We start from the raw sequence: 19,554 nt of genomic DNA on the forward strand, positions 1-19,554 counted from the left end.
TCGGGCCTCAAGCTTGAATTCCGCTGGACGAATGAGTACGTACGCTCTTTGAACACACAGCGCCACACCCATGACAGTCACCGACGTTTCCCACCGATCCGCCGCCGCGTCCCGCCGCCTCTTCAAGCCCGCAGCGGCCTCGCTCGATGGGCAGGCTCTCAGCGCGCTGTACGCCGCCTTGAAAGAAGCCGACGGGTCACCGAGCTCTCCTGCGAACACGCCCACCGTCAGCCTGCACCGTGCCGGCGGCCGGCGCCAAACGCTCGAAACCGACACCGTTGCGCCGGACGGTCCCCCGGTTTTCCATGGCGCCGGAGGCGACCTGGCTACCCGGGCCGCGGCGGCCGCCGACCAAGCGGCCGACGTGGCGTATCAGGCGATGCTCGCGGCGGCCGGCGGCGACACCTCCGGCTTCATCGATACCAGGGCCGCCGACGACTTCGCACGCGAGGCGCGCTCGGCGGCGGCCGCGGCCACCGTCGTGGCACGCACCGCCGAGCAGGCTGCCCGGGCGAATCCCGGGGATGCCGGGCTGGCCCGTGCGGCCCGCGAAGCACGGCAAAACGCGGGCCACGCTTTGGACTACGCGACAAGAGCCCAGGCTTCGCGTGCGACCACCTATCGCATCGCAGCGCAGCTGCTCCTGTCGTCTGCCACGGACATGGCTGACACGGCCAACCAGGTATCCAACGACGCCATCAATGCCGCCGCCGACCGGCTGGAGGCGGCAGGTGGCGATCCGGCCACCGTCGCCGCCCTCAGGGCACTCATCAGCGACAGCGCTCCGGCACTGCACGACGCTGGCGATGCCGCATCGGACGCCGTGTTCCAGCAGGCCATCGACGAAGCCGAAGCGCTGGAGGGCGGTGCCGATGCAGCCGCCGCGGTGAGGGCCGCGCAGCAAGTCCGGGCTTACGCACTCGTGTGCGCAAACGAGGCCGTGGACGCGATCTCCCTGTACTGGGCAGCAGGCGGGACCGCCACCGAGGTGCAGTCGGCGTTGGCTGACGTCGAGAACTCCGAGCCGCACGAGATCGGCGCTCGCTTCGCGGCCTTCAATCGGGCGCGGGCCGCTGCCGACCAGGCGAGCCGTGACCGGGTCGACATCGCCGTCGCCGAGGATGCCGCGACCAATGCCTCACTGTCGGCAAGGGTGGAAGCCGAACAGTCCGGGTTGATGGAGATCGAGCCCATGGGCGACCCGCTCAGGGTGCAGGAACCCCAAGGCGAGCCGGGCGAACTCGACCCCGGCGGCACCGACGTGACGATCGATGAGGTCGTCCCCGCCCAAGCTCACTCGGATGCCGACGCCGCCCTCGGCGAAGCCGGCACCGCTGCCGGCACGGCCGTCCACACCGACATCCGCGCAGCCGCTGCCACGCACGGCCCGGCCAACCGCGCGGACATCGCCGGAGCCGCCGAGGTCAGCCTGTGGAAGGGCTCCCGGGACCTGGCCGCGCAGATGCTCAAGCACCCCGCTGTGAAGAGCGCCCTGCGCCTGACCGGCCGGGGCCTGGAGGGCGCGGCCCTGACCGCCATGGTCCTTGGCCTGGCCAAGGCCATCCACACCGACGTCAAGAACGGCGACCACAGCGCCCCGGCCACCCGCAAGGCCCTGGCCGAACTGCTCGGCGGCCTGAGCCTGGGTGTGGGCGGAGCAGCCGTCGGCGCACGCGTCGGCGCCGCCCTGGGCGCCCTCGTCGGCCCCGTCACCGCCGCCGTCGGCGGCTTCGTCGGCGGCCTGTTCGGCGGCGCGCTCGGCTTTGCCGCCGGCACCCGGCTCGTCGATCGGGCCCTGGAGAACAACAAGAAGCCTTTGGACCACCTCATCGACAGCGTCCTCGACCAACAGGGCGACATCGCCGCCGTCAATATCGGGGCCATCGGCGCCTTGCAGACCCTCACCGGCAGCGGCGGCGGCGACGATCAGAGCCTGCCGGGCGGCGCGCCCCAGCCCCAGGCTCAGCCCGAGGCCCCGGCCCAGCCCAGCCAGGACCAGCTCAACCTCGCCCAGCGCGTCGTGCAGGCCGGCTCCACCAGCGACGGCTACGCCAACCGCAAGGAACTCATCGCCGGCTTCGAAGAAGCCCGCTACGACCTCAAGGCCGGGCAGGACGGCAGCGACTTCACCGACGCCTTCGCCGTCAACCGCCTCATCGCCACCTACGGCGCCAGCGGCAGCGGCGCCTTGACCGAAGACGAACTCGCCCAGGCCCTCGCCGACGGGGCACTCGTCATTCACGACGACGGCACCGTCACCGTCGATACCGCCGTACTGCAGGCGCAGCAACGCAGCCAGGCCGGCCACATCGCCTCGCGCGTGGTCGATGCGGGGGCCAAGGCCGAGAGCGCCGACGAAAGCGACCTCAGGGACGGCTTCGGCGAGGCCGGCTACCGCCTGAACGCCAGCGGCGAAGACATCGACGCCCTCATGCGCGTGTTCGGCGACGGCAACGGGCGCATCGGCAAGAGCGAGCTGGCCGCGGCCATTCAGGTCGGGGCGGTGGTGATCGCAGCCGACGGCACGGTGACGGTGGATCGGGCGGTGCTGGATCTGGCGTAGCCCTGAAGCTTTGCGCGTGTGACATGCGCCGCGTGTCACAACTCCTCACCAGCAACGCTCGACGCGAACCCTGCGAATCGCACCGAATTCGCAGGACCCGCGCCGGCGCCCCAGGGCGAAGCGGCACACGATCAGCAGCGACGAGAACGAGCGAGCGAGCCGGATAATCGCCCCGGTGCATCCTGCAGGCCGACACCGCGCGCTGCGATCCTTCGGCGGCCCGGCAGAAAGACTTCTTCCATGCCCGAGCCCGCCGCCACTGACCCGTTCGAACAGGCGAAGACGCTGTTCTTCGACGGCCTCGCGTGCTTCGGTGCCCGCCGCTTCGCCGATGCCGAGCAGCATTTCCTTGCCTCGCTGGCCCTGGTGCCGGGACGGCTGACCACGCTGGTCAACCTCGCCGCCACACGGCTGGCGCTGTCGCGGCCACAGGAAGCACTGGCCGCGGCCGATCAGGTGCTGGCCGTCGAACCCGAGAACCGCGACGCCTGGATCCACCGCGCCAGCGCCCTCGGCGATCTGGGTCGCCACGAAGAAGCTTTGGCCGGCTTCGAGAAACTGCTTGCGCTCGACGGCGCGCTGGGCGAAGGCTGGCTGCGCCACGGCCAGACGCTGCAAAGCCTGAACCGCCACGACGAGGCACTCGTTTCCTACGAGCGTGCGCTTGCGATCGACCCCAAGCTGGCACGAGCCTGGAGCAACCTCGGCGGCATCCTGCGCGAAGCCAGGCGCCTAGACGAAGCCGCTCATGCCTACGAGCAAGCCATCGCCCATGGCGGCAATGCCGAACTGAACGGCTACTACCTGGCTTCGATCCGCGGTCGGAACACTCCCACGACCGCGCCGAAGCGCTACGTGCAACCGCTCTTCGACGAGTACGCCGGCGAGTTCGATGAACACTTGGTGCAGGTGCTGCACTACCGGGCGCACAAGGTGCTCGTCGGCCACCTGCAAGGGCTGAACGTGCGCCGCTTCCGATCGGCGCTGGACCTGGGCTGCGGCACCGGCCTGTGCGGCCCGCTGGTCAAACCGCTGGCCGAACGGCTTGCCGGCGTCGATCTGTCGGATCGGATGTTGGACAAGGCCCGAGCGCTCGGCCTCTACGAGCGGCTCGTTCACGCGGACATCACCGACTACCTGAACACCACGGACGAGCGCTTCGACCTGGTGCTGGCCGCCGACGTGTTCATCTACATCGGCGATCTCGCGCCCGTGTTCGCTGCCGTGCACCGCGTCATGGAATCAGCGGGCGTGTTCTGCTTTTCCGCCGAGTTGACAAGCAGCGAATCGCACGATTTCGAGCTGCTGCCGAGCCTGCGCTATGCGCAGTCGGAGCGCTACGTGCGTGAACTCGCCGCGCGGCACGGCTTCGAGGTCGCCCGGCTGCTGCGCGAGCCGGTCCGCGAAGACCAGCGGCAATCGATCGACGGGATGTTCGTCTATTTGACCCGGCGTTGAGTGCTGCGCGGTGCGCGGTCGCCGAGTCGCGCGCGACTCATTGCACTGCGTACTTCGCCACCGCCTCCTCGTTCCACTCGATGCCCTGCCCCGGCCGGTCGGGCACGATGAGCTGGCCGTTGTCGATGAGGAACGGCTCGCGCAGGACGGGATTCGCCCAGTCCTGCCATTCGAGCCAGTGCGCGGTCTCCGTCACGCGCATCAGGTGAGCGGCGATCTCGGGGTAGAGGTGCGTGGACATCGGGATGCCGGCCGCCCCCGCGATTGCGGCAGCGCGCAGCCAGCCGCTGACGCCGCCGATGCGCATCATGTCGGGCATCACGCAGTCGCCCGCGCCGGCGGTCACGGCCTGGTACAGCAGGCGCGGGCCGTAGAAGTTTTCGCCGAGCTGGACCGGCGTTCGGAGTTCGCGCGCCAGTTGCACGTAGCCCGGCAGGTTGTCGTAGGCGATCGGTTCCTCGAACCATTCGAGCCCCTGGTTATCCAGACCGTGGCAGCGCAGCAGCGCCTCGCCGAGCGAGAGGCCCTGGTTGAAATCGCACATCAGCTTCACCGAGGCTCCGGCCGCCTCGCGCACGGCCGCGATGGCGGCCAGGTCTTCCGCCAGCGTCGCCCGGCCCAGCCGCAGCTTCAGCGCCGTGAAATTGCCCTCCGTCACCAGCGCCGCCGCTTCTTCGGCCAGGCCGTCCGAAGGCCCCAACCACAGCCCGTTGCTGTTGTAGGCCGGCACCGGGCCGACCGTGCCGCCGAGGTACACCGCGAGCGGCACACCGGCGGCCTGCGCCAAGGCGTCCCATGCGGCCATGTCGAGGCCCGAAAGGGCGATCAGCGTCGCGCCTTCGCGCCCCAGGAGGTGCAGCGAGCCCATGCCGCGCCGGCAGGCATCGAAGGGCGCGACCGGCTGGCCTTTTGCCGCTGCGCCCAGCGTGTCGATCAGGGGCACGACCACGCGCGCGGCAACGGCGAGGTAGGGCTCGAGGTAGCTGTGGCCGACGACGCCTTCCTCGGTATAGAGATCGATCAGGATCAGCGGCCAGTTGTGGAACAGCCCCACCTTGGAGACGATGGGCCGTTGCAGCGGCACGGCGACGGGGCGCGCGCGAACGCTCTGGACCGTGAGGGATCGGGTGCTGGTCATGGCCGCCTCCGCAAGGCGGCACGGCGGCTTTCCGGAAAGGCCGTTGCCGCACGGGCAGCATGCTCTTTATCGGCGGCTCGAAGACGGTGACCTTGTCGTGTGCAGGGTCGCGCAGCGCAGGGAAGCCCTCATCCCCCGCCTTCGCCCGCGAGCGGGAGAAGGAGCCGACACGCCGGGCTTCTGATCTTGGCGAAACCTGATTCCGCCGCGACGGCTTACGCCTGCGCCACCTCGTGCCCGGCCAGCAGCTCCAGCGACCGCACCAGCGCCGAATGGTCCAAGTCCTGCCAGCCGTTGGCCGCGCAGGCCTGCATCAGTTGCGCGGCGCTTGCGGTCTGCGGCAAGGAGACGCCGAGGGCGCGGGCGCCTTGCAGCGCGAGATTCAAATCTTTCTGGTGCAGCCCGATGCGAAATCCCGGCGCGAAGGTGCGCTTGATCATCCGCTCGCCGTGCACCTCGAGAATGCGGCTCGCCGCGAAGCCACCCATCAAGGCCTCTCGCACCTTGGCCGGGTCGGCGCCGGCCTTGCTGGCAAAGAGCAGCGCCTCGCCGACCGCCGCGATGTTGAGCGCGACGATGATCTGGTTGGCGACCTTGCAGGTCTGGCCGTCGCCGTTGCCGCCGACGAGGGTGAGGTTCTTGCCCATGCGCTCGAACAGCGGCCGCACGCGATCGAAGGCCGCCTGCGGGCCGCCGACCATGATGGTCAGCGAGCCGGCCTTCGCACCCACCTCGCCGCCCGAGACAGGCGCATCGAGGTAGTCGCAGCCGAGCGCGTTGATCTTCTGCGCGAAGGTCTTGGTCTCCATCGGCGAGATGGAGCTCATGTCGACCACCGTCTTGCCTGGCGCCAGGCCCGCAGCGACGCCGTGCTCGCCGAACAGCACCGTCTGCACGTCCGGCGTGTCGGGCAGCATCGTGAAGACGATGTCGGCTTCGCGCGCGACGCTCTGCGCGTCAGGGCACTCCGTTGCGCGGCCCTTGATACCGGCGGGCGCGCCGCTGCGCGTGTGGACGAACAGGGTGTGGCCGGCGTCAATCAGGTGTCCGCACATGGGCGCACCCATGATGCCCAGGCCGATGAATCCGAGCTTGCTCATGTCGGTGTGCTCCTTCAGGCGAGATAGCGGTCGCGCAGCGCCTGTGTAGCGCCGCGGAAGACACCGAGATCGCTGCCGACGCCGACGAAGCTGACGCCCATCTCCATGTAGCGCCGCGCATCGGCCTCGACGGGCGCGAGGATGCCGACCGCCTTGCTGTACGCCCGCGCGGCATCGATCACCGAGGCGATCGCGGCCTGCACCTCAGGGTGCGCCGCGTTGCCGAGGTGGCCGAGGCCGGCGGCGAGATCGGAGGGCCCGATGAACACGCAATCGATGCCGTCCACCGCGGCGATCTCGGCCACTGCGGCGAGCCCTTCGCGGCTTTCGATCTGCGCCATCACGCAGATCTGTTCGTTGATGCCCGCCAGATAACCGGGCACCGTGCCGTAGCGGTTGCTCCGCTGCGCCACCGAGACGCCACGTATGCCTTGCGGCGGATAGCGCGTGGCGGCCACGGCGCGCCGCGCCTCGTCGGCGCTTTCGATGAACGGGATGAGGAAGTTGTAGAAGCCCGCATCGAGCAGGCGCTTGATCTCGACGGCATTGTTCCAGGAGGGTCGCACGACCGGCGCGCTGGGGCTGTCCTTCAGGGCCATCAACTGCGGGATGAAGGTGGTCACGTCGTTCGGCGAATGCTCGCCGTCGAGCAGGACCCAGTCGAAACCCGCGACGCCGAGCACCTCGGTCGTAATCGGGTTGGCGAGCGAGCACCAGCAGCCGATCAGGCGCTTGCCCGCCAGCAGGTCCGCGCGCAGGCGGTTGGGAAACGATTGGTAGGCGGTCGTCATGTCGTGTACTCCTGGATTCGGGCGGGTCAGCGGACCATGCAGGGGCGTTTGGGATCGAAGCGCCAGTTCGGCAGCAGGTGCTGCATCGCGGCGGCATCGTCGCGGGCACCGAGCCCGTGTTCGAGGTAAAGGCGGTGGGCCTTCTCGACCTCGGCCATGTCGAGTTCGATGCCCAGGCCGGGCCGCTTCGGCACCTGAACGTGTCCGCCGACGATCTGCAGCGGCTCGCGGGTGAGGCGCTGCCCGTCCTGCCAGATCCAGTGCGTGTCGATCGCGGTCACCCGCCCCGGCGCCGCGGCGCCGACATGCGTGAACATCGCGAGCGAAACATCGAAGTGGTTGTTCGAGTGCGAACCCCAAGTCAGGCCCCAGTCGCGGCAGGTCTGCGCCACGCGGACGGAGCCGGCCATCGTCCAGAAATGCGGGTCGGCCAGCGGGATATCGACCGACTGCAGCGAGAGCGCGTGGGTCAGCTGCCGCCAATCGGTCGCGACCATGTTGGTCGCCGTCGGCAGGCCGGTGGCCCGGCGGAACTCCGCCATTACCTCGCGGCCGGAATAGCCGTCCTCCGTGCCGCAGGGGTCTTCCGCGTAGGCCACCACGCCGTGAAGGTCGCGCATGAGGCGCACGGCGTCCTTCAGCAGCCAGCCGCCGTTGGGATCGAGCGTGAACCCTGATCAGCTGCTGCCGCGTTCCACGATCCGGAAACCCACATCGACGACCTTCTCCCCGACCGGCCGGCCCTCGGCCCGATCGACGATGAAGCGCGCAGCACGCTGGCCGATGCCGGTACCGTCGATGCGCACGGTGCTCAGGGCAGGATGGGTGTCCCCGGCAAAGGCGAGATCGCCGAAGCCGACCACCGAAATCTGCCGCGGCACAACGATGCCGCGCGCCGCCGCCTCCGTCAGCACGCCCAGCGCCAGCAGGTCGGAGCTGCAGAACACGGCATCAACGTCAGGCGCCTCCTCCATCAGCCGGGTCAAGCCGGCGCGGCCGCTGCCCAGCGTGGTCGGCGCCGGCACGATGTGCACCGCGATCTCACTGGCCTCGCGCACCAGGCCGAGCGCCAGCGCCTCGTCTACGAAACCGCGGTTGCGGCGCAGCGCCCGCTCGTCGTCGCCGCTCAGCAGCGCGAGCCGGCGCCGGCCCTTGGCGTGCAGGTGTTTCACCACGGCTGCGGCGGCCTGGATATGGGAGAAACCGACCAGCATGTCGATGGGCGTCGGCGTCAGATCCCAGGTCTCGACCACGGGAATGCCGCTGGCCAGCAGCCGCCGGCGGCCCTCGCTCGAATGCATGATGCCGGTCAGCACGATGCCGTCCGGCCGGCGGCCGATGATGGCCTCGAGCAGCGCGTCCTCGCGCGATTCGGTGTAGCCGCTCTGGCCCAGCATCAACTGGTAGCCCGCATCGGCAAGCGATGCGGTCAGCGACTGCACCATCTCCATGAACACCGGGCCGGTGATGGTCGGCACCACGGCCGCCACGAGCCGGCTGCGCGCCGAGGCCAGGCCTCCCGCCAGCCGGTTCGGAACGTAGCCGGTGCGGGCGACCGCCTCGCGCACACGGGCCAGGGTTTCGGGGGCGACCTGCTCGGGCGTGTTCAGCGCGCGAGATGCCGTGATGGGCGAAACCCCCGCCAGCCGCGCCACATCGCCGAGCGTGATGCCACCGGCGCCGCGTCGCGGGCGACGGGAAGCGGCAACGGCGGTCGTCATCCCCATGCCGCCGAGTCTAAGACTTCATGTGACACCGCTACCACATCGCTGACGTACCGAGCGAGGCATGGGACCGCGTGTTGCCACGGCGCACAAACAGTTCCACAACGGCACATCCGTAGGTAAGCAAATGTCGTCCGGGAGAAGACCGCTTCACCGTGGATGAAGCAACTGATTCCACGCATTTCGGGACTCGTGAATGGTATTTGGTGAGTACGTGATTTTCACTTATGCCACTTCGTTCCGCAAGGCGCTGGCGACCTAGCAAAGCCGATGCCAAACCACCCGAGCGTTTACCAGATTGTTACTTCCGAATATGCAGATACCGTGATGCACTGCTCCAGTATGGAGTTTGTCAACAACTGAAGAGGCACTTGCATATGAATCAACTATTTGCGACGACACGGCTGCTGCCGGTGATCGTCGTTGCGGCAAGCCTTGTCGGCTGCGCCGTTCCCGGAACCAAGACCGTCGTCGCCTCGAAAGACGCGCCCGAAGCGATCGGGCCTTATTCGCAGGCAATCAAACACGGCAACACCCTGTACCTTGCAGGGCAGATTCCGATCGATCCGAAGACCAAGCAGCTCAACACGGGCTCCATCGAGGAGCAGACGCGCCTGGTGCTCGACAACCTGAAGGCCGTGCTCGCGGCCGACGGCATGACGATGGACAACGTGGTGCTCACCAACGTGTTCATGAAGGACCTCAACGACTTCGCGAAGATGAACGCCGTGTACGCCACGTATTTCAAGAGCAAGCCCCCCGCTCGCGCCACCGTCCAGGTCGCGCGCCTGCCGCGCGATGTCGCGGTGGAAATTTCCGCTGTCGCAGTGAAGTAAAGCCTTCTTCGCCCAGGCGGGGCAAGACGCAATCCGCCGTCGCCCGCTTGGGCCCGGAGTACTCCTTTCGCCAACCTGTTCTAAGGAAATCGCCATGTCGAATCGTGATCCGCACCTGTCGTTCGAACCGCAACCCGACAACCGTCGCCGGGACTTCTTCAAGCTGATCGGGGCAGGCGCTGCCACGGCCGGCGCGCTGCCGCTGCTCGGCCTGCCCACCCAGGCGCTGGCAGCGCCCGGCAACTTCCGGCTCGGCGAACCCAATCCGGCGTTCGTGCTCGACCCGCAGATTCTCTACATGAACATCGGCACCACCGGCTCGACGCCCAAGCACATCCTGAAGGCCTTCGACGACTACAACCGCGAGGTGGCGCGCAACCCGCGCGAGAACCTGGGCGGCACCGGGCCGATGCGCGAAGCCATCGCCCCCGGGTTTGGGGCGACATTCGACGAAATGGTGATGTCCTACAACACCACCGACGGCATGAACAAGATCCTCGCCGGCGTCGAGTTGAACGCCGGCGACGAGATCATCACCACCAACCACGAACACCCGGGCGGCAACGGCCCGATGAACCTGCTGGCGGTGCGCAAGGGCGTCATCATCAAGCGCGTGATCCTGCCGGTCGGCAATGCGCAGACGGCGCAGGACTACGTGAACCTGTTCGCCGCCGCCATCACGCCCGCCACCAAGGCCTTCTGCTTCTCGGCGCCGACCTTCCTGACCGGCACCATGCTGCCGTACCGCCGGCTCGCCATGCTGGCGCAGCAGCACAACATCATGACCATCGTCGACGGCGCCCACGCCACCGGCATGTTCAACCTGAACTTCCACGAAACCGGCGTCGACTTCTGGGGTTGCTCGGGCCACAAGTGGCAGTGCGGTCCGGGCGGCACAGGCATCCTGTACATCCGCAACCGGGTCAGCAGCTTCAACCCGCTGGATCTGTTCAACTTCTGGCCGACCAACACCAACCGAACGGTCAGCGGACCGCGCACCAACGAGAACGCCGCGACCTACGGCATCGGCTCGGCCGTGCAGAGCGTCGGCAACCCGAACTACCCGATGCTCAAGGCCTTCTCGGAGACCTGCGTCTATTGGGACCAGATCGGCCGTCAGGCCATCGAGGACCACGACCTCGCGCTGTCGGCCTACCTGAAGCAGAAGATCGCTCAGACCTGGGGCGTGGACTTCCTTTACTCCCCGAAGGACGACCCGGAACTCGTCTCGGCCCTGACCTCGTTCAACCCCTTCCACGGGCCGAGCCTGATGCTGCAACCGGGCGCCGCAGCCGCGGCTGAAACGGCCCAGTCGGGCACGTTCGTGACCCGCCTGCGTGAACAGTACGGCATCGTGGTGCGCAACACCGGCGTGCCCGTGATCGGCTCGACCGCGCCGCACCACCCGCTGCGCATCTCTACCCACCTGTTCCATTCCAGGCAGGACGTCGACCGCCTCGTGGCCTCGATGCGCGAACTCACGAAGGCCATGAACTCGGGCCGCTGAACCAAGCGAGCCTTCGGGCGCGCCGCTGGCGCGCCCTCTTGTCGACACTTCAGGACAAACCATGCCCTTCAAACACACCCTTTTGGCGCTGGCTCTCGGCGCCGGCATTCTGGGCGCGGCCCAGGCCGCGACCTACTCGTTCAGCGGCAACACCTCCGGCGCGCCCACCTACGACCGGCTCATCGAAACACTGGACATCGTGTCGCCCATCGGCGGGAACGTGAACTACAACTCCCTGATCTTTTCGGTGGATGCCTCGGGCGACTACAGCTTCGCGAGCATGGCCAGCGGGAGCTGGGACAACTTCACCTTCCTGTACAGCCCGTCCCTGAATCCCGCCGCGCCGCTGGTGGGCGCGCTGGTGGGCAACGACGACCTCGGTGACATCGGCGGCCCCGGCGGCAGCTCGGGCTTCACCTACGAACTCACGGCCGGCACGCAGTACGCCTTCGTGACCACCGGCTTCTCGGACATCGACTTCGGCGCCTACGACAACAGCATTTCCGGGGCAGGCAACATCACGCCCATCCCCGAGCCGCACACCTATGCGCTGATGATCGCGGGCCTGGGCGCGCTGATCCTGATGCGGCGCCGTTCGCGACACTGATCGCAAGCGCGGCAGGCGGGCGCCGTCGAGCAACGCAGATCTCCCGCCCGCCGCAACCCTTTTCAAGCTTGTAGAAGTCGGACACCGCGAGTCGCGGTGAAGCGCGATCGGGAAGGATCGATACTCGACGGATCGCGCAAACGCGCGGCACCTACAAGGAACAGCGATGAACGCCCGAGCTCTCTTTCACCTTGCGTTTCCGGTGCGCGACCTGCCCGAAGCACGCGCGTTCTACGGCGAGCTGCTGGGTTGCCCGGAAGGCCGCAGTTCGCCGAGCTGGATCGACTTCGATTTCTACGGGCACCAGATCGTTGCCCACCTGTCGCCGGAAGAATGCGGCCATCGCAACACCAGCGAAGTGGATGGCGAAGCGGTTCCGGTGCGTCATTTCGGCGCGATCCTGTCGATGGCCGATTGGGACGGCATGGCCGCCAAGCTCCAGGCGGCCGGAACGCGGTTCCTGATCGAGCCGCAGGTGCGTTTCAAGGGTCAGGCGGGCGAGCAGGCCACGATGTTCTTTCTCGACCCCTCCGGCAATGCACTGGAGTTCAAGGCCTTCGGCGACCTCAGCCAGGTCTTTGCCAAATAGCACCGGCGCGGCCAGCGGCGAACGCCGCCGCTAGGGCCCGCAGTTCAAGGTCTCGTCCAGGAGCAGCGCCCGCGCGCGCTGCAGTTCCGTGCTCTGCAGGACGTCGATCGGGAATGCCGCCGAGCGCGCCCGCTCGGCGAACTCGGCATCGAGCACGCCCGCCTCGCTTAACTGCCGCAGCGAGTACCCAGCCTCGATGGGGCAGGACTTCACCACGATCAGCCGCTCGGCGTGCAGGCGCTGAGCAAGCCACAGCGCCAGGCTGTCGGAGCTGACGCCCCAGTGCGTGAGTTCGTCCGGCGCCTCGCGCAGCAGGTCGAGCGGCAGCCACACGGCGGCGCGGCCGTGCTGCAGCACCGTGCGCAGCAGCGCTTCGCCGGTGGCGATCTGCAATGCGGGGCTCAGGGCCTGCATCATCAGCCCCGTCTGCGCCATGCCGAGCACCGCCATGTTGTGGGCGGCCAGATCGTCGAACTGCCAGCGCGCCTGCGCTTGCCGGGCCTGCTCGGCAAAGGCGCCGCCACCCGGCACGACGATCACGCGGCCGCCACCGCATTCGACCAGCAACGACAGCCAGCGCGGCAGCGCGGCGTCGAGGCCGAGGCTGCCGCCGAGTTTGACGACCCACATCAGCCGGGCTTCCCGTTACGCCCGGCCGAGGCGCACAGCAAGGCGACGGCCGCGCTCGGCGCCGCGACCTGCACGCGGCGCGCAAACGCTGCAGTGGCTTCGAGTGAGTGGCGCACAAGCGCTGCCTCGACTTCGAATGGCAGCGACGTCAACGCGGGTCCGGTTCGAGACGGCATGAGCGCCGTTTGCTTTGGTTGCCGCGCGAGCGCCGCGTCCGCAGCCCGGGATGTCGCCGCGTCAGGTTGCGGCGCCGCGACCGCGAGCGATGCGAACGCGAGCCAGGGCCGCCTCAGCGACGCGGCCAGCGCCGCCGCCAGAAAGTCGCCGCAGCCGGCAGCGATGAGCGGCGCATCGACAGGCAGCGCAGCCTGCTCGATCACTTTCGCAAGATTGCCGCGCAACTCGTGCAGTTGCGCTTCGCGCCACGCGTTCGCCAAGCTCAGCCAATCGCTATCACCGGCGTCGCGTGCATCCAGGCCGATCATGCGTGCGAGGCGTTGCCGGCTGGCCGGCAGGTCCTTGGGCGCACCGTCGGCGCTGGGCTGCAGGTCGTGCGCAGGGTCGAGTTCGCCGGTCAGGCGATAGACGTCGGCGCTGGTCGCGAAGAACTCGTTCATCACGTTGACGCTGCGGCCCTTGAAGGCGATGCGCGGCGCCAGCGCGCACAAGGGCGTGCGCACGACGCCGTGATAGACCAGCTCGCCGCCAGCCAGCCGCTCGGCGTCGCTGCGGGCCTGTACCGCCACACGGCCACTGCGCAAGGCGATCATGTCGGTGGTGGTGCTGCCGATGTCGACCAGCACGCCGTCCGGCAGTTGCTGCGCGGCCCACTGAGCGGTGGCGAGCCAGTTGACCGAGGCGATGCTGCGCCACTGAACGGCCACCTCGGCCGGGCCGCACCAACGGCTCGCGCCGGTCTCCGCCTCGCCGGCATAAAAGCGCAGCGGGCCCTCGAGCGTCGCGACCAGCTCGGCGGCCAGTGCGTTGACGCCCGCCTCGCGGTGCTCGAACAAATCGACCATCTCACCGGTCATCGTGACCGCGTGCGTGGCGCCGCGGCTCGCCGGCCAGCGCTCGGCCGCGGCAGCGAGTGCGGCGCGCAGGTGCGCCAGCCCCTGCCACAGCGGACAGGCCCATTCGGCCGCGTCGCGCAGCACAGGACCGTCGGCGCCCCGCTGCACCCAGCTTGCCTTGACATGCGCGCCGCCGATGTCCCAGCCGATGAAGTGTTCAGGCTCGTGCATGCGCCCTCGCCTCGTGGTCATGCAATGCGAGCATCTCGCCGGCCAGATTGCGGCCGAGTGCCGAAGAAAGGCCTGCATAGGCACAGGTGAGGCGCGGGTTGATCTCGATCACGACGGGCCCGCATCGCTCGTGCCACACCAGGTCGATGCCGACGAAACCGCGCAGGCCGGGGACCGCGCGCGCGACCGCGGCGGCGGTGTCGCGCAGCGCGGCGTGGCGCGTATCGGCCGGACCGATGGCAAGGATGTCCACGCCGCGGTAGGCCAGCGTGCCGCTCGAACCGACGGTGATGTGCTGGCGGTTCACGCTGAGCAGCTCGGCGGCACACCCCTCGCCGGCGTCTTTGCGCAAGAAAAGCGAGAGGCTGAGCGCCTCGCCCTCGACCCAGGGCTCCAGCGTGGCGGCCCGGCCCTGTGACATGCGCGCGGCAACGTCCACCGCGGCGGCCTCGCGTGTGCCATGAACCTGCGTCTCCACCGAGCCCGCGCCATCGTCGGGTTTGACGACCCAGCGAGCAGCGTCCTCGTCGATGGCCAGCGGCGTTGCGATGCCCCGCGCGGTCAGATGCGCGAGCGTGGCGCGCTTGCTGCTGCACAGGCGGATGGCTGCCGGCCGGCAGCCCATCCAGCGGCCAGCATCGACGGCCTGTGCCAGCGCGAGCAAGCAGCCGTCGGTCTCGGGCGCGACCACCCAAACCCGGTCGAAATGAAGGGCTTCGCGGCGAACGAGATCCAGCAGCGATTCGCCCGGGCGCAGTTCGACGGAGCCACCGGCCGCCGCACGCGGCACGCCCGGGCCTTGCACACACGCCAGTTCGATGCCGGGCAGCGCGGCCGCGTCGGCCACGATCGCGTCGCGCATCGCCAGGCCTTGGGCGAGCAGGTCGTGATCATCGCTCTGTGCGGTCGCCGCGATGGTGGATCCGGCCCCTGGCGGTGCCCCCTTCGCGGCGCCGGTCGATGCGCGCACGCCGATCGCAGAGCCCGTCGGAGCGGTGATCGTGCCTGCGAATGCAGAGCCGGCCTGCGCGCGTGCATGGCGGGCCGCCTCGACCCATCCGCCACCGCTGACATACTCGCAAACAAGAAGCCGTTGAGCCATTGATGAACATCGTCCCGGTGATCGATCTGTTGCACGGCCAGGTGGTACGCGGCGTGCGCGGCAACCGTGCGCAGTACCGGCCCATCGTGTCGGCGCTCGCCGGCACCGCCGAGCCGCTCGCGGTGGCCGATCGGCTATGCGAACACTGTGCCACCGACCTGCTCTATGTCGCCGACCTCGACGCGTTGCAGGGCCGGCCATTGCAGATCGAGGTGCTTGCAAGCCTGCTGTACGCCCGGCCGGCGCTGCGCCTGTGGCTCGATGCCGGACTCGCGGGCCGCGAAGCGCTCGAAGCCTTGTTCGCTGCGCTCGGCCCCACGGCCGCGCGCGTGGCGCCGGTGCTGGCCAGCGAGTCGATCGCCTCGAAGGCCGAACTGTCGCGCTGCCTCGTGCTGGCACCTGACGCGCTGCTCTCGCTCGACCGGCGCGGCCCCGCAGTGCTCGACCCGGCCGGCCTGTGGGATGCACCCGCGCTCTGGCCGCAGCGCGTGATCGTGATGACGCTGGACCGCGTGGGCGCCGATGGCGGTCCCGACCTCGTCACGCTCGGCGCCGTGCGTGCAAGAGCGCCCGAGGCCACGCTGATCGGCGCCGGCGGAATTCGGGGCGAGGACGATTTGTCGGCCGCGGCGCAGGCCGGCGCGCAGGCCTGGCTGGTGGCCTCGGCTTTGCACGATGGGCGGATCGGTGTGGTGCCGGCCTGCCCCCACCTTGGCGCCGTCCCGGAGGAACAAGGTCACGCCGTGAGCGGCGTCGACACACTCAGCTTGCGTAAGACTCAGCGACACAGACTGTCGCGTCGACGAACACCTCGGCCACAGTCTGTCCTCGGTGCTTCCTGCTCCCCTGTGCCGAACCGGCGCCGCAAACCAAACCACAATGGCTGATGCCTTGCCTGAACCCTGACGCATGAGTGCCGTTCCCGCCGCCACCGCGCCTGCCGCTGCATTACAGACCGCCGCCGGCCCGGCTCCCTGGACCTGCCCCTTCTGCTCGCTGCTGTGCGACGGCTTCGCCATCGAGGCCGATGGCGATCGGCTGGCGCTGCGCGGCAGCGATTGCCCGCGCGCCCTCCGGGGCCTGAGCCACTTCGGAGCCGGCGCTTCGAACGCACAGCCGCAGGTCGATGGCCAGCCGGCCTCGCTCGACGCCGCCATCGAGCGCGCTGCGCAGATCCTCGCCGCGAGCCGCCAGCCGCTGTTCGGCGGCCTGGCGACCGATGTGATCGGTGCGCGCGCGCTCTACCCGCTGGCCTGCGCCACGGGCGCCATCTGCGATCCCGCCGGCGGCCCTTCGCTGCTGCACAACCTGCGTTCGCTGCAGGACCGTGGCAGCTTCACCACCACCCTGGCCGAAGTGCGCAACCGCGCCGACGTGATCGTGTGCGTGGGCAGTTCGCCGCGCGAGGCCTTTCCCGAAATCTGGCGCCGCTGCGGCGTCGGTGAGCCGCTGGTCGCCGAGCGCGACGTGGTTTTCCTGGGCACCGGCATCGATCCGGTCCTCGAAGGACGCTCGGGCATCACCCAGCATGCCGTACCGCTGGAAGACGACCTGTTCGAGACGCTCTCGACGCTGGCCGCGCTGGTGGCCGAGCGCAAGCTGCCGGCCGCTTCGCCGACCCTGGTCGCGCTGGCCGAACGGCTGCGTGCTGCGCGCTATGTCGTCTTCATCTGGGAGCTGGCCGAGATGCCGCTGCACGGCGCGCTGGTGGCCGAAGCGCTCAACCACCAGCTCATCGGCACGCTCAACAACCACACCCGCGCAGCCGCGCTGCCGCTCGGCGGCAACGACGGCATGCTCTCGGTCAACCAGACCTTCACCTGGCTCTCGGGCGTGCCGCTGCGCAGCCGTGCCGGCCCTCTCGGGCTCGAGCACGAACCGCAGCGCTTCGATGCGACGCGGCTGATCGAAGACGGCAGCGTCGATGCGCTGCTGTGGATCTCGTCTTTCGGGCCCGAGCCGGCGGCCCCGGCAAGCGGGCTGCCCAGCGTGGTGCTCGGTCATCCGGAGATCACGGTGCCCGACGGCGCGGTGTTCATCCCGGTCGCCACGCCTGGCATCGGCGGCACCGGCCATCTGTTTCGCACCGACGGCGTCGTCGCGCTGCCGCTGGAGCCGCTGCGCGTCGATCCGCTGCCGGGCTTGCCGCAAGTGCTGGCGCGGCTCACGGCACGTGTCGCTGCACTCAAATCCGGAGCCACTGCATGAGCACTCTGCGCATCAAGGGCGGCCGCGTCATCGATCCGCAGCACGGCGAGGACGCCGTGCGCGACATCGGCGTGCGCGACGGCCGCATCGTCGATCTGCACGCCAAGGAAGCCGTGACCGAGGAAATCGACGCCAGCGGTTGTGTCGTCATGGCCGGTGGCATCGACCTGCACAGCCACATCGGCGGCGGCAAGGTCAACCTTGCGCGCATGCTGCTGCCCGAGGACCACCGCCTGAACCGCGAGCCGATTCCCCTGCCGAGCAATCCGCTGGAGCTCGCGTCCTGCGGCCACTGCACGCCGGGCACGCTGGCCACCGGCTATCGCTACGCCGAGATGGGCTACACCTCGGCTTTCGAGCCGGCCATGCTGCTGGCCAATGCGCGCCACGCCCATATGGAGATGGGCGACGTGCCCATCCTCGATCACGGCGCCTACGTGATGCTCGGCAACGACGAACTGTTCCTGCAAATGCTCGCCGAGGAGCGCGACTTCGAGCTGCTGCGCGACTACGTCGCCTGGACCGTCAACGCCGCCAAGGCGATGGGCGTGAAGGTGGTCAACCCGGGCGGCATCTCGGCCTTCAAGTTCAACCAGCGCAAGCTCGACGTCGACGAGGACCACGTGCACTGGCGCATCACGCCGCGCAAGGTGGTGCACACGCTTGCGCGCGCGATCGACGAGCTCGGCCTGCCGCACCCGCTGCACATCCACGGCAGCAACCTCGGCGTGGCCGGCAACATCGAATCGACCCTGGCCACCATCGACGCGCTCGAAGGCCAGCGCGCCCACCTCACGCACATCCAGTTTCACGCCTACGGCACCGAGGGGCCGAAGAAGTTCTCGTCGGCCGCACAGCAACTCATCGAGGCCGTGAACGCCAACAAGAACATCAGCATCGACGTCGGGCAGATCATGTTCGGCCAGACCGTCACCGCCTCGGGCGACTCGATGCGCCAGCATGCGCAGCACGGCTTCGCCCACCCGCGCAAGTGGGTCGGCGCCGACATCGAGTGCGATGCCGGCTGCGGCGTGGTGCCCTTCAAGTACCGCGAGCAGAGCTTCGTCAATGCGCTGCAGTGGGTGATCGGGCTGGAGATCTTTCTGCTTGTCGACGACCCCTGGCGCGTGGTGCTCACCACCGACCACCCGAACGGCGCGCCCTTCACCAGCTACCCGCACCTGATCCGGCTGCTCATGGACAAGAGCTTTCGCGACGAGCAGCTCGCCCGGCTGCACCCCGACGTGGCGGCGCAGTCGCAGCTCGCCTCGATCAAGCGCGAACTCAGCCTCAACGAGATTGCGATCATGACGCGTGGCGGCCCGGCCCGGTTGCTCGGCCTGAAGGACCGTGGGCATCTCGCAGCGGGCGCGGCGGCCGACATCGCGGTCTACCGGACCGACGCGAATCCCGAGACCATGTTCACCGCGCCCGAGCACGTATTCAAGGACGGCGTGCGCGTCTCGCGCGCCGGCATCATCACCGCCACCCCTACCGGCGGCACGCACTTCGTGCAACCGGCCTTCGACCGCGGCATCGAGAAGACACTGCAGCAGTACAGCGACCAGCACCTGAGCGTCGCCTACCGCCACGCCACCATCGGCCACGACGAGCTGTGCCGCTGCACGAACGGCGGGCGGCTGCTGCCGGCGGAGTGCTTTTCGGCGGTGCACTGAAATGAACCGACCATCTGCTTTCGGCACGTTGCGGATCTGCGGCACGCGTTGCTATTGCTTTGCGGATTTCGGGCGTGAGCAAAGCCGCGGGAGGGCGGCGGGCTTCGCTTCGGTGCTGCGGTCGGCCCTGCGGGCCGACTGCGCTGTGCTGCTCGGGCTCGTGGCTGCGTCGCGGAACTCGCTTCGTTCGCTTTGCTCACTGCGCTCAAACAGCCGCGACGAGTCAGTTGACGAAGCGCGCTGCGCGCGCAGCCACGAGCCCTGCGCTGCTCGCCGCCGCACAGGCGCTGCGCCCGCCGCCCGCCCGCGGCTTTGCTCAGGCAGCACTCGCTCTCTATGGAGAGGAAACGGAGCAAGGCAGGCATTTAGCCTGCCTTGCTC

Annotated in this window: 16 protein-coding genes and 1 pseudogene; 9 read left to right on the forward strand and 8 right to left on the reverse strand. The window is 68.9% G+C overall.

The features are described from left to right. Positions 1 to 70 precede the first annotated feature (70 nt). Both H0W40_RS07095 and H0W40_RS07100 read left to right on the forward strand, forming a co-directional pair. Entirely contained in the window at positions 71 to 2,563 is a 2,493-nt protein-coding gene (locus H0W40_RS07095) for a hypothetical protein (RefSeq protein ID WP_292444716.1), read from the forward strand. A 240-nt stretch (positions 2,564 to 2,803) separates the two neighbouring features. After that, complete coding sequence (locus H0W40_RS07100; RefSeq protein WP_292444718.1) at positions 2,804 to 4,021, forward strand: methyltransferase domain-containing protein; 1,218 nt, start codon at positions 2,804 to 2,806, stop codon at positions 4,019 to 4,021. Between the two features lie 37 nt (positions 4,022 to 4,058). Here H0W40_RS07100 and H0W40_RS07105 read toward each other — a convergent pair whose 3' ends face one another. From H0W40_RS07105 to H0W40_RS07125, 5 genes and pseudogenes are all read right to left on the reverse strand, one after another. Further along, positions 4,059 to 5,159: an enolase C-terminal domain-like protein gene (locus tag H0W40_RS07105; RefSeq protein WP_292444720.1), complete on the reverse strand. Its 1,101-nt coding sequence runs from the start codon at positions 5,157 to 5,159 to the stop codon at positions 4,059 to 4,061. Positions 5,160 to 5,374: 215 nt separating this feature from the next. Next, positions 5,375 to 6,259, reverse strand: a complete 885-nt coding sequence (locus H0W40_RS07110; protein WP_292444723.1) for a 2-hydroxy-3-oxopropionate reductase — start codon at positions 6,257 to 6,259, stop codon at positions 5,375 to 5,377. A gap of 14 nt (positions 6,260 to 6,273) precedes the next feature. Continuing rightward, positions 6,274 to 7,050, reverse strand: a complete 777-nt coding sequence (gene garL / locus H0W40_RS07115; protein WP_292444725.1) for a 2-dehydro-3-deoxyglucarate aldolase — start codon at positions 7,048 to 7,050, stop codon at positions 6,274 to 6,276. 26 nt (positions 7,051 to 7,076) lie between these two features. Further along, positions 7,077 to 7,718: pseudogene (locus H0W40_RS07120) on the reverse strand (enolase C-terminal domain-like protein); the annotation flags it as partial. A gap of 9 nt (positions 7,719 to 7,727) precedes the next feature. Continuing rightward, positions 7,728 to 8,771 carry a LacI family DNA-binding transcriptional regulator gene (locus H0W40_RS07125; RefSeq protein ID WP_292444728.1) on the reverse strand — a complete coding sequence of 348 codons (1,044 nt, stop codon included), beginning with the start codon at positions 8,769 to 8,771 and terminating at the stop codon, positions 7,728 to 7,730. A 380-nt stretch (positions 8,772 to 9,151) separates the two neighbouring features. On the opposite strand from H0W40_RS07125, the gene H0W40_RS07130 reads away from it, so the two are divergent. The 4 genes from H0W40_RS07130 to H0W40_RS07145 all read left to right on the forward strand — a co-directional run bounded on the left by H0W40_RS07130 (position 9,152) and on the right by H0W40_RS07145 (position 12,313). After that, positions 9,152 to 9,610, forward strand: a complete 459-nt coding sequence (locus H0W40_RS07130) for a RidA family protein (protein WP_292444731.1) — start codon at positions 9,152 to 9,154, stop codon at positions 9,608 to 9,610. Between the two features lie 94 nt (positions 9,611 to 9,704). After that, positions 9,705 to 11,117, forward strand: coding sequence for an aminotransferase class V-fold PLP-dependent enzyme (locus H0W40_RS07135; protein ID WP_292444733.1), 1,413 nt, complete (start codon positions 9,705 to 9,707; stop codon positions 11,115 to 11,117). A gap of 61 nt (positions 11,118 to 11,178) precedes the next feature. Next, positions 11,179 to 11,724, forward strand: a complete 546-nt coding sequence (locus tag H0W40_RS07140; RefSeq protein WP_292444736.1) for a PEP-CTERM sorting domain-containing protein — start codon at positions 11,179 to 11,181, stop codon at positions 11,722 to 11,724. Positions 11,725 to 11,890: 166 nt separating this feature from the next. After that, entirely contained in the window at positions 11,891 to 12,313 is a 423-nt protein-coding gene (locus H0W40_RS07145; RefSeq protein WP_292444738.1) for a VOC family protein, read from the forward strand. 30 nt (positions 12,314 to 12,343) lie between these two features. On the opposite strand, the gene H0W40_RS07150 is transcribed toward H0W40_RS07145, so the two are convergent. Genes H0W40_RS07150 through H0W40_RS07160 form a run of 3 tightly spaced genes read right to left on the reverse strand, consistent with a single transcriptional unit; the run spans position 12,344 to position 15,289 of the window. Next, a complete protein-coding gene (locus tag H0W40_RS07150) occupies positions 12,344 to 12,943 on the reverse strand; it encodes an aspartate kinase (RefSeq protein WP_292444740.1) in 600 nt (199 codons plus the stop codon). Continuing rightward, positions 12,943 to 14,187 carry a hydantoinase/oxoprolinase family protein gene (locus H0W40_RS07155; protein ID WP_292444742.1) on the reverse strand — a complete coding sequence of 415 codons (1,245 nt, stop codon included), beginning with the start codon at positions 14,185 to 14,187 and terminating at the stop codon, positions 12,943 to 12,945. The genes H0W40_RS07150 and H0W40_RS07155 overlap by 1 nt, the downstream gene beginning before the upstream one ends. Beyond that, on the reverse strand, positions 14,174 to 15,289 hold the full coding sequence (locus tag H0W40_RS07160) for an ATP-grasp domain-containing protein (RefSeq protein WP_292444745.1): 1,116 nt from the start codon (positions 15,287 to 15,289) through the stop codon (positions 14,174 to 14,176). Before H0W40_RS07160 ends, H0W40_RS07155 begins: the two co-directional genes overlap by 14 nt. 2 nt (positions 15,290 to 15,291) lie before the next feature. Between H0W40_RS07160 and H0W40_RS07165 the strand changes: the two genes are divergently transcribed. Genes H0W40_RS07165 through H0W40_RS07175 form a run of 3 tightly spaced genes read left to right on the forward strand, consistent with a single transcriptional unit; the run spans position 15,292 to position 19,173 of the window. Then, positions 15,292 to 16,176, forward strand: a complete 885-nt coding sequence (locus H0W40_RS07165; protein WP_367153758.1) for a HisA/HisF-related TIM barrel protein — start codon at positions 15,292 to 15,294, stop codon at positions 16,174 to 16,176. A gap of 22 nt (positions 16,177 to 16,198) precedes the next feature. Further along, complete coding sequence (locus H0W40_RS07170) at positions 16,199 to 17,497, forward strand: formylmethanofuran dehydrogenase (protein ID WP_292444748.1); 1,299 nt, start codon at positions 16,199 to 16,201, stop codon at positions 17,495 to 17,497. After that, the gene (locus H0W40_RS07175) at positions 17,494 to 19,173 is read left to right on the forward strand and encodes a formylmethanofuran dehydrogenase subunit A (protein ID WP_292444751.1); all 1,680 of its coding nucleotides are present in this window, start codon (positions 17,494 to 17,496) and stop codon (positions 19,171 to 19,173) included. Before H0W40_RS07170 ends, H0W40_RS07175 begins: the two co-directional genes overlap by 4 nt. Positions 19,174 to 19,554: the final 381 nt, after the last annotated feature.

The organism is Methylibium sp. (assembly GCF_013817345.1).
In the GTDB taxonomy this organism is placed as follows: Bacteria; Pseudomonadota; Gammaproteobacteria; order Burkholderiales; family Burkholderiaceae_C; genus Methylibium.

What these genes read in the sequence shown, in the direction of transcription:
- H0W40_RS07155 (WP_292444742.1), bottom strand. Translation starts at nt 14,187, where the DNA reads ATGCACGAGCCTGAACACTTCATCGGCTGGGACATCGGCGGCGCGCAT.
- H0W40_RS07135 (WP_292444733.1), top strand. Translation starts at nt 9,705, where the DNA reads ATGTCGAATCGTGATCCGCACCTGTCGTTCGAACCGCAACCCGACAAC.
- H0W40_RS07125 (WP_292444728.1), bottom strand. Translation starts at nt 8,771, where the DNA reads ATGACGACCGCCGTTGCCGCTTCCCGTCGCCCGCGACGCGGCGCCGGT.
- H0W40_RS07130 (WP_292444731.1), top strand. Translation starts at nt 9,152, where the DNA reads ATGAATCAACTATTTGCGACGACACGGCTGCTGCCGGTGATCGTCGTT.
- H0W40_RS07160 (WP_292444745.1), bottom strand. Translation starts at nt 15,289, where the DNA reads ATGGCTCAACGGCTTCTTGTTTGCGAGTATGTCAGCGGTGGCGGATGG.
- H0W40_RS07150 (WP_292444740.1), bottom strand. Translation starts at nt 12,943, where the DNA reads ATGTGGGTCGTCAAACTCGGCGGCAGCCTCGGCCTCGACGCCGCGCTG.
- H0W40_RS07140 (WP_292444736.1), top strand. Translation starts at nt 11,179, where the DNA reads ATGCCCTTCAAACACACCCTTTTGGCGCTGGCTCTCGGCGCCGGCATT.
- H0W40_RS07165 (WP_367153758.1), top strand. Translation starts at nt 15,292, where the DNA reads ATGAACATCGTCCCGGTGATCGATCTGTTGCACGGCCAGGTGGTACGC.
- H0W40_RS07100 (WP_292444718.1), top strand. Translation starts at nt 2,804, where the DNA reads ATGCCCGAGCCCGCCGCCACTGACCCGTTCGAACAGGCGAAGACGCTG.
- H0W40_RS07175 (WP_292444751.1), top strand. Translation starts at nt 17,494, where the DNA reads ATGAGCACTCTGCGCATCAAGGGCGGCCGCGTCATCGATCCGCAGCAC.
- H0W40_RS07110 (WP_292444723.1), bottom strand. Translation starts at nt 6,259, where the DNA reads ATGAGCAAGCTCGGATTCATCGGCCTGGGCATCATGGGTGCGCCCATG.
- H0W40_RS07095 (WP_292444716.1), top strand. Translation starts at nt 71, where the DNA reads ATGACAGTCACCGACGTTTCCCACCGATCCGCCGCCGCGTCCCGCCGC.
- H0W40_RS07170 (WP_292444748.1), top strand. Translation starts at nt 16,199, where the DNA reads ATGAGTGCCGTTCCCGCCGCCACCGCGCCTGCCGCTGCATTACAGACC.
- H0W40_RS07145 (WP_292444738.1), top strand. Translation starts at nt 11,891, where the DNA reads ATGAACGCCCGAGCTCTCTTTCACCTTGCGTTTCCGGTGCGCGACCTG.
- H0W40_RS07105 (WP_292444720.1), bottom strand. Translation starts at nt 5,159, where the DNA reads ATGACCAGCACCCGATCCCTCACGGTCCAGAGCGTTCGCGCGCGCCCC.
- garL (WP_292444725.1), bottom strand. Translation starts at nt 7,050, where the DNA reads ATGACGACCGCCTACCAATCGTTTCCCAACCGCCTGCGCGCGGACCTG.